Source organism: Arthrobacter sp. H5, assembly GCF_000520595.1.
Lineage (GTDB): Bacteria > Actinomycetota > Actinomycetes > Actinomycetales > Micrococcaceae > Arthrobacter_D.
Genome location: NZ_AZSC01000342.1, coordinates 1 through 8243, shown reverse-complemented (window position 1 = coordinate 8243; position 8243 = coordinate 1). Strand labels below are relative to the sequence as shown.

The 8243-nt window shown below is 60.0% G+C and carries 9 protein-coding genes and 2 pseudogenes; 8 read left to right on the top strand and 3 right to left on the bottom strand.

Annotation, left to right across the window (positions count from 1 at the left end):
- The coding region (locus tag Y708_RS0101160; RefSeq protein WP_028278520.1) for a transposase at window positions 1-285 on the top strand (285 nt) is incomplete at its 5' end.
- Window positions 286-420: 135 nt separating this feature from the next.
- On the opposite strand, the gene Y708_RS0101155 is transcribed toward Y708_RS0101160, so the two are convergent.
- Window positions 421-717, bottom strand: a complete 297-nt coding sequence (locus Y708_RS0101155; protein ID WP_028278519.1) for an SHOCT domain-containing protein — start codon at window positions 715-717, stop codon at window positions 421-423.
- A 164-nt stretch (window positions 718-881) separates the two neighbouring features.
- Window positions 882-1070 (bottom strand): hypothetical protein, encoded by a 189-nt coding sequence (locus Y708_RS0101150; RefSeq protein WP_028278518.1) that lies wholly within the window; start codon window positions 1068-1070, stop codon window positions 882-884.
- A 182-nt stretch (window positions 1071-1252) separates the two neighbouring features.
- Here Y708_RS0101150 and Y708_RS0101145 point away from each other — a divergent pair.
- Together Y708_RS0101145 and Y708_RS0101140 are read left to right on the top strand one after the other, a co-directional pair.
- A pseudogene (locus tag Y708_RS0101145) lies at window positions 1253-1512 on the top strand (metal-sensitive transcriptional regulator).
- A gap of 50 nt (window positions 1513-1562) precedes the next feature.
- Entirely contained in the window at window positions 1563-1973 is a 411-nt protein-coding gene (locus Y708_RS0101140; protein ID WP_028278516.1) for a DUF302 domain-containing protein, read from the top strand.
- A gap of 161 nt (window positions 1974-2134) precedes the next feature.
- Here Y708_RS0101140 and Y708_RS0101135 read toward each other — a convergent pair whose 3' ends face one another.
- Window positions 2135-2809, bottom strand: a complete 675-nt coding sequence (locus Y708_RS0101135; protein ID WP_028278515.1) for a metal-dependent transcriptional regulator — start codon at window positions 2807-2809, stop codon at window positions 2135-2137.
- Window positions 2810-2928: 119 nt separating this feature from the next.
- Here Y708_RS0101135 and Y708_RS0101130 point away from each other — a divergent pair, with 119 nt between their 5' ends.
- The 5 genes and pseudogenes from Y708_RS0101130 to Y708_RS30650 all read left to right on the top strand — a co-directional run.
- Window positions 2929-3984 carry a multicopper oxidase domain-containing protein gene (locus tag Y708_RS0101130; RefSeq protein ID WP_253905648.1) on the top strand — a complete coding sequence of 352 codons (1056 nt, stop codon included), beginning with the start codon at window positions 2929-2931 and terminating at the stop codon, window positions 3982-3984.
- The gene (locus tag Y708_RS0101125; protein ID WP_051478391.1) at window positions 3984-5258 is read left to right on the top strand and encodes a ZIP family metal transporter; all 1275 of its coding nucleotides are present in this window, start codon (window positions 3984-3986) and stop codon (window positions 5256-5258) included. Before Y708_RS0101130 ends, Y708_RS0101125 begins: the two co-directional genes overlap by 1 nt.
- A 115-nt stretch (window positions 5259-5373) precedes the next feature.
- Entirely contained in the window at window positions 5374-5919 is a 546-nt protein-coding gene (locus Y708_RS29515) for a membrane protein (RefSeq protein ID WP_028278512.1), read from the top strand.
- Between the two features lie 180 nt (window positions 5920-6099).
- Window positions 6100-6540, top strand: coding sequence for a sigma factor (locus Y708_RS30250; protein ID WP_216699703.1), 441 nt, complete (start codon window positions 6100-6102; stop codon window positions 6538-6540).
- A 970-nt stretch (window positions 6541-7510) separates the two neighbouring features.
- A pseudogene (locus Y708_RS30650) lies at window positions 7511-8243 on the top strand (IS3 family transposase); the annotation flags it as partial.

The window sequence follows — 8243 nt, the reverse complement described above, 5'->3', positions numbered from 1 at the left end:
CTCAACCCCGACGAGGTCATGGACATGATCACGGCCTGGTGCGAACTCGCCGCAGCCTGCGGCATCCGGGAGTTCGCCAAAGCCGCCGCAACGATCCGCTCCCACACCCAAGGCATCCACGCCGCCATCACCAGAAACCTCTCCAACGGCCGCCACGAAGGACTAAACAACAAAATCCGCACAATGACCCGACGATCCTACGGATTCCACACCCCGCAAGCCGCACTGGCCCTGATCACACTCGCCTGCGGACCAGTAAACATCAAACTTACATACCAGAAATAACGGCGCCCACACTTACGTCAGTAGAGCCATTTTTCGGGACCGAGTGTCAACGAAAACCTGTCATTATCAAAGGTTGATTACACGGAATGCCTGCACTTGTCTGTGCGAGGCGTGTGTCGAGTGATTCGGGGTTGTCTAATCGCTGAGAGTTCCGAGGCGTTCGTTGTATTCGTCGGTAGTGAGGTCACCGCGGGCATAGCGTTCGTCGAGTATCTCTCGGGCACGGTTCTGCCCGCCGGCAGTCGCCGCGTCGGTGTTGGTGGGTGTTCCGGGCCGGTAACGGGTATTACGCAGCCAGACGACCAGCGCCCAGATTCCCAGGATGATGAGAGCCAGTACCGCCAACATCATCAGCATCCCAAAAACCATCATCCCGCCGCCCATCATCTGGTCAAATCCGGTGGTTCCGTCATGTGGATCGTTGGTGAACATTCGGCTTCTCCTTCACATTGAATTCCGTCCGGCTCCTTCGCTCCGCGGAGTTTGGCCGGGTGCTGACTGACCGGGTAACTAGGTGGTGTATTTCCGCTGGTTCTTCAGTAGGTACTGCAACGTTCCCTCTGTGCTGGTCATTGCTGTTCAGTTTCTGGTTCCTCCTAGAAGGGTTGCAGCTGACTGGCCAGGCTCAATAGGCCCTCGCCGGCTCTGGTGATTCTTTTCCACAGCAGGGCCGTGAGGAAGGCGAGGATGAAGAACATAATGAGGGCCAGGCCGAGGAAGTTGAGGTTGATGGCGGTCAAGGCATGGAGTAGGCCGGTGGGGTTTCCCGCGAGTCCGGCCAGCACAGAGAGTCGCCCGGTTCCTCCGATGAGGAGGGCAACGCCGACGGACGCTGCGGTGACGACGAGGTTGTAGTTGACCTTCCTTTAGGGGCCGGCGGATAACGAGTCTGTCATATACCCCCAGGAGTAGGCAAACACCCCTGGGGGTATACTGGGATGAACGTTTATCCATTGGGAGATTCCGCATGAAACTCGATTCAACAGAACTGACCCCCCCGTGATCAACCGGCTCAAGCGTGCCCAGCGGCAACTGGCCGCCGTGACCCGCATGCTCGAGGAAGGACGCGACTGCAAGGACATCGTCACCCAGCTCGCCGCCGTCTCCAAGGCGCTCGATCGGGCAGGCTTTGCCATCATCGCCACAGGACTCGAGCAATGCATCGCCCGCGAAGACACCACCATGGACAAAAAGGAGCTTGAAAAACTCTTCCTTTCCCTGGCCTGATCCGCCAGATTGAAAGCCCAGCAGCAAAACCCATTTGAAGGAGTGCACGCATGTCATACACCCATACCGTCGTCCTACCACTGGCATACGACGAGGCCGTGGAGCAGACCCGCACCGCCCTCGCCGCGCAGGGCTTTGGAATCCTCTCCGAAATTGATGTGCGCGCCACCTTCGAGGCGAAACTCGGGGCGCAGGCAGCAGAAGATGTAGGCGACTACCTCATCCTTGGAGCCTGCAATCCGCAACTGGCCAGCCGGGCCCTCGCCGCAGAACTTGGACTGGGTGCACTATTGCCGTGCAACGTCGTTGTTCGCCGGGCGAAAGATGCAATCGAAACCACCGTCGAGGCCATTGATCCGCAAACCATGGTCCAGCTCACGGATACTGAGGCAGTGCGTGAAGTCGCCGATGACGCAGACACCCGCCTCCAAGCAGCACTGAAAGACCTCACCGCGGCCTGAGTTCCACCGAACAGTGGAACACCCGATGGGATTCTGCCAGGACCGATGAGCGTCCGATAAGCCGATCCGTGACCGCGACACGCAAATTCGTCTCTTATTTCTGAGCGGCTGACTCGACTGTGGTCGTTTCCACAGCGTGTTCCTGGCCGTGTCGATAGTTGTTAGGAGTTGGTGACCCAGACGGCGTTGGAGGCTGCCTGGCCTAGATCAACGTTTTTTTGTTGGCCGGAGAGGGTGATGGTGGTGGCGTCGGTATAGGGGCGTTGCTTTTGGATGGTGAGCTTTACATCGGGGGTGAGGCCGATGTCGGAGAAGTATCTGAGCATTGCGGGGTCCGCGTCGGAGATCCGGACGACAGTTACTTCCCCTTCCGGTTCCGCGTGGCAGAGTTGGATTGCGCCTGGCCGGTGTGGTTGACCGTCGGCAGAAGGTATCGGGTCTCCGTGGGGGTCGCGGGTGGGGTGCCCTAATCGTTGGTCGATGCGTTCGATCATGGTGTCCGAGACGGCGTGCTCGAGGACTTCGGCTTCATCATGGACTTCGTCCCAGCCGTAGCCTAGGACCTGGACCAGGAACGTTTCCAGAAGCCGGTGCCTGCGCACCATGTCCACGGCATGCGCGGACCCGGCAGGGGTGAGCTCGATCGTGCCGTACGGGGCGTGGGTCAGAAGGCCCTGATCCTTGAGCTTTTTGATGCTGTCCGACACGGTGGAGGGCCGCACTCCCATGCGTTCCGCCAGAACGGTGACCGTAATCGGGGTTGCCGACCATTCCGTCGCAGTCCAAATGAGTTTCAAATAGTCCTGGGCGGAATTGGTCAGGTCGGATACCGGCATGCAATCAAGCTTAACGGAGGACAACGGGTGAGGTGGGCTGCTGCAAGGACACTAGTACGCCCTACTCAGCTTCAATGTTAGTCTTGCCGAACTTGGATGTTCGATAGATTGGACTTGTGATGAAGCGACCTCTGCACACCGCGCCGGTGATGCCCAGCCGGCGCGGGATGCTTTTCGGTGCGGCCGCGGCGGCCACAGTGCCGTTGACGATGCTCGGCCGGGATCAGGCGGTCGCGCAGCCAGGGGTGATGGACCACACCGCGATGACCCCGGGTTCGGCGTCCAATCATGCAGGGCATGCTGGGTTCCCGTCGGGATCGGTTCCCCCCGAGCGGGCGGGAATTGATCCAACGGCGATCCTGCGTGACTTTGACAAAGGCAAGGTCAGTACCTTGCCGGATGGCAGGACCTTGCGTGAATGGGAGATCACGGCCTATGACCGGGACATAGAAATTGCGCCGGGAGTGACGTACCCCGGATGGACGTATAACGGCAGGATACCGGGTCCCAGCTTGTGGGCGCAGGAGGGTGATGCGCTGCGCATTCACTTCACCAACGCCGGATCCCACCCGCACACCATGCATTTCCACGGGGTGCACCGGGCCGAGATGGATGGAACCGCCGGGATTGGTGCCGGATCGATCCTGCCGGGCCAACGTTTCACCTATGAATTCGATGCCGAACCGTTCGGCACCCACCTTTATCACTGCCATCAGTCACCGCTGGCTCCGCACATCGCCAAAGGCCTCTACGGGGCGTTCATCGTCGAACCCAAGGCCGGCCGGCCCGAAGCTGACGAAATGATCATGGTCATGAACGGCTATAACACCGACGGGGGAGATGACAACGAGTTCTACTCAGTGAACGGGCTCCCGTTCCACTTCATGGACCATCCCGTGCAAGTCACAAAGGGACAACTGGTGCGCATCCATCTGATCAACATCCTCGAATATGACCCCATCAATTCCTTCCATGTGCACGGAAACTTCTTCAACTACTACCCGACCGGGACGTCCTTGACCCCGAGCGAGTTCACCGACACCATCATGCAGGCACAGGGACAACGCGGGATCCTGGAGATGCGCTTCCCCCACCCAGGCAAGTACATGTTCCACGCCCACAAAACCGAGTTCGCTGAACTGGGCTGGATGGGCTTTTTCGAGGTCAGCGACTAATGACCCGCCTCGATAGCGCACCGCACAAAGCGGAGAAACTGACGAAAATACCACGCTGGGTCCTGGGCCTTGGACCACTGGTGTTGATCGCTGCATTGATCGCACTTTTCAGCCTGCTCAATGCACCCGGCCTGACCGGTCTCGGCGACAACAGGCCACCCGAAGAAGCTGTGGTGGTCGAAAACATTGAGCTGGCCGACAGTCTGATCACCCTGACCGTGCGCAACGAGGGAGCCGACCCGGTCACCATCGCCCAGGTCGTCGTCTCTGACTACTACGCCGGGTTCACCCAAAGCGAGAACCAGATGGCACATCTGGAAAGCAACACCGTCACCGTCTCCTACCCCTGGGTCGAGGGTGATCCCTACGACATCTCCTTGATCACCTCAGCCGGTGGAAGAGTAGAAGCCACCATCGACGCAGCCGTCCTCAGCCCGGACAAAGGCGCGTCCTTCTTCGGGCTCATGGCACTGCTGGGAATCTACGTCGGCGTCATACCCATCGGCCTCGGCCTGCTATGGATGCCCTTTGTCCGCCGGTCCTCACCAGCCTGGATCCGCGGTCTGCTCGCCTTCACCGTCGGCCTCCTGGCCTACCTCACCATCGACGCCACCCTCGAAGGAATTGAACTCGTCCGCGACAACGCCTCATACGGCGGCCCACTCGTCGTACTCCTCGGCGCCGTCACCGCCTACCTGGTCCTGGAAGGCATCGAAGGCTGGGCACACCAACGAACCACCACCCACCCGGCCACCCACCCGGCCACCCACCCGGCCACCAACCCGGCCACCAAACCAGCCGGCATGACAACCTCCGCCCAATTGTCGCCGCAGATGCTGTCACTGCTGATTGCTGTCGGCATCGGACTGCATAACCTCGGCGAAGGCCTGGCCATCGGATCCGCTTACGCTGTGGGCTCCCTCGCCCTCGGTGCGTCCCTCGTCATCGGCTTCGCGATCCACAACACCACTGAAGGCCTCGCCATCGTCACACCCTTGGCCTCAGAGCGCCCACCACTCACCCGCCTCGCCACCCTCGGCCTCATCGCAGGAGCACCAGCCATTCTCGGCGCACTCATCGGCGCTACCGTCTACCAACCCACACTGGCCGCGTTCCTGCTCGGCATCGGAGCCGGCGCCGTTGGACAAGTCGCCACCAAACTCCTTCCCATGCTCAAAGACAACACCGGAAGAATCCTCACACCCCTCGCCGCAGGGGGCATCATCATCGGCCTTGCCTTTATGTTCGCCACAGGACTCCTCGTCATCACCTGATCCTTTACTGCGAAGGGCCCCTTTACTCAGACCAGCAGAAACACGTTGGCGTAACAGGCCCGACGAGCCGTCACGTCCACGTTCAATCAGTTACCCAATATTGAGGAGAGTAATCATGACCGCTGCTACAACCGAGCTCGAACGACCCAAGCCCTCTGGTATGCCGGCAGCGCGCGGACATAATGGCCTTCACGCACTCGCCCTGCTGCGAATCCTGCTAGGGATTACTTTTCTTTGGGCTTTCCTCGACAAAACGTTCGGCCTTGGATTCGCAACCCCGCCGGAAAAGTCCTGGCTCTCTGGCACTTCACCCGCAGGCGGCTACCTGGGAAGTCTGGAGGGCCCCCTGGCTGAAGCTTTCCGCCCTCTGATGGGGCAGCCGTGGGTGGACTGGACATTTATGCTAGGCCTGATGCTGCTCGGCTGTGCCTTGGTCCTAGGAGTGGCCCTACGCGGGGCCGCTGTTGGCGGAAGCCTACTCCTGGGTCTGTTGTGGCTCACTTCCCTGCCACTGCGCAACAATCCTGTCATCGATGAGCATGTTATCTACGCGGTCGCGCTCTGGGCGTTAGCTACCGCTAGGTCAGGAAAGGTCTGTGGACTGCTGTGGAGATCCTGGGCCAGATTAACTACCAAGCGGCGGTTCCGCTGGCTCCGTTAACGCCGGAAGGACACCTGAACCGTTGGAGAACGAGGACAAAACCCAAAGTTCGGTCCTAGAGAGCGCAGTAACACCACGGTGCTGCCGATGGGACACCCTCACCTATGCTGCCGGTACTCATCCTGGGGGAGAGCACCGTCAGCGCACCCACCGGTATTTCTAGCAGCGCACCATTTAAGCGTGAAGGTCTCTCACCGCATGGTTACTCGCAACCCGCCAAGCCACTCTTACTTGCCGTCATCGGATTTATCTTGGTTGTTGTGCAGCGTCGCCGAGCAGGACGAGAAAGCCTTTGATGAGCTGTACCGGCAGTGCTCAGCCCGGGTATACGGGCTGGTGCGCAAAGTTGTCATGGATGCTGAGATGAGCGCGGAGACCACGCAGGAGGTGTTCCTGACGATCTGGCGAGGAGGCACGGCCCGCTACAATCCAAACAAGGGCACCGCGATTTCCTGGATTCTGACCATCGCTCACCGTAAAGCCGTGGATAAAGTCCGGTCAGAACAAGCCCACCGCGTGAGGGACTTCAGTGGGGTATCACGAACCAGGATGTTGACTACGACCACGTATCCGAAACCGTCATTGCCCGCAGCGAGAGCGCAGCCGTTGCTGCATGCCTGAATGGTTTGTCTGCTCGTCAGCGAGAAGTGATTCATCTGGCCTTCTACATTGGCCTGACCTACAGTGACGTCGCCGAGCACCTCGGCATCCCCACCGCCACCGTGAAAACACGGATCCGGGACGGTATCAAACGACTCAGCACCTGCCTAAACGCCAGTTAACCCAGTGGAGAATAGGTGACATCGAAGGCACCTATTCCAAAAGTCCGGCCTGCCATGCTCGATTCATGAACTGGCCCAGCCCCGGGATCGTGACCTCACCAGCGTGTCACAATTGCTGGTCTGGTCTGGTCTGGTCTGGTCTCGGTCCGAATACGTGGACGGCCCTACAAGATGATTCCTGCCAAGATCCGCCCGGCGAATCTTCCGTGGGACAACCCGATACGAAAGCCGGCGACCTTTTCGAAGAATTCGGTGTGACCGGTCAGACGCTGTACCGACACGTTCCACCCATCGGGGGACTGCGCACTGACGGGGCGAAGCTTTTCTCGAAAGACTAGAACCGCGGGATTGGCTCTCGAGCGGAGCTCTTTGAGCGGGTCCATGAACGGCTGACCGCGCTCATCACGCGCATGCACAGAGCCCAGTACGCTATTCCGGCGACCAGCGATGCTGTCGCGGCGAGCACTAGATTGATGGGGGTTAGGGCGGGTAGACGGTTCCGCTGGATCAAGACCGCCGACTGCCCACTGGGTAAAATGAAACGCAAACAAATCATTAACACGTGACACTAGGACACGCCAAAGTCAGCAGCCTGGGACCGGGGGCGGGAGGGCCATCCGCGAAGATCCGGCGACCGCCACCTGCTGGCTAGCCGGTTGACTAGCTACGGCGCCGTTCGTGCGTACCCTACGTGTCAGGGTTGGGTGAGGCCAGTACTTCGTAGCAACTTCGTCTAATTCGTAGGGCGAGAACCAGGATCACCACTAATGTCTATCTCCACAATTTCCCCGCCGCGGGAGAATGGGTCCATGAGTAATCCTGGCCCCAGGTCCGGAGGCCCGACCCCTCGTAGGTCGTTCACTCCGGCACAAAAATTGGCGTACTTGGATGCGTACCAGCAGGCCTGTGACGATGGCACCGGCGGCGGGGCTTACCTGCGCCGCGAGGGCCTGTATTCCTCCCAGATCACCGAGTGGCGTAAGCTCCGCGACGCCGGTGTCCTCGAGGGCAAAAAACCCGGGGAAAAGATCGGCAAGCCCACTGCTGAACAGGCAGAAATCGGGCGTCTACGTCGGCAGCTGGAGGTGAGTGAACGCAAGCTGGCACGGACTGCAGCTGCGTTGTCGATAATGGAAAAAGCACGACTGCTTTTGGAGGATATCTCCGAAAGCGCGGAGCAGCAGCCCTGGTACAAGAAACCCTGATGAGCGCCTACACCGCCCTCACCCTGGCGGACATCTCTACCCGGGAAGCGGCCGTGATTGCAGGGGTATCCAGGGCCACAGCGACCCGCAAACCCCGCATCGCGGTGGAAGACCCTCCGCCGGTCCCGGCGCCGGCAAACAAGCTCTCAGTGGCCGAGCGCGCCCACATCCTGGCGACCGTGAATTCGAAGGATTTCGTGGACCTGCCGCCGGTGCAGATCTATGCCCGGCTCCTGGACGAAGGCGTCTATTTGTGCTCAATCTCCACGTTCTATCGCGTCCTGGAGGAGAACTGCCAGGTCAAGGAACGCCGACGGATCGCACGCCACCCGGCGCG

Bases quoted from the DNA above. Each gene is read 5' to 3' on its own strand.
- Y708_RS0101140 (WP_028278516.1), top strand. From the start codon at position 1,563: ATGTCATACACCCATACCGTCGTCCTACCACTGGCATACGACGAGGCC.
- Y708_RS29515 (WP_028278512.1), top strand. From the start codon at position 5,374: ATGACCGCTGCTACAACCGAGCTCGAACGACCCAAGCCCTCTGGTATG.
- Y708_RS0101125 (WP_051478391.1), top strand. From the start codon at position 3,984: ATGACCCGCCTCGATAGCGCACCGCACAAAGCGGAGAAACTGACGAAA.
- Y708_RS0101155 (WP_028278519.1), bottom strand. From the start codon at position 717: ATGTTCACCAACGATCCACATGACGGAACCACCGGATTTGACCAGATG.
- Y708_RS0101130 (WP_253905648.1), top strand. From the start codon at position 2,929: ATGAAGCGACCTCTGCACACCGCGCCGGTGATGCCCAGCCGGCGCGGG.
- Y708_RS0101135 (WP_028278515.1), bottom strand. From the start codon at position 2,809: ATGCCGGTATCCGACCTGACCAATTCCGCCCAGGACTATTTGAAACTC.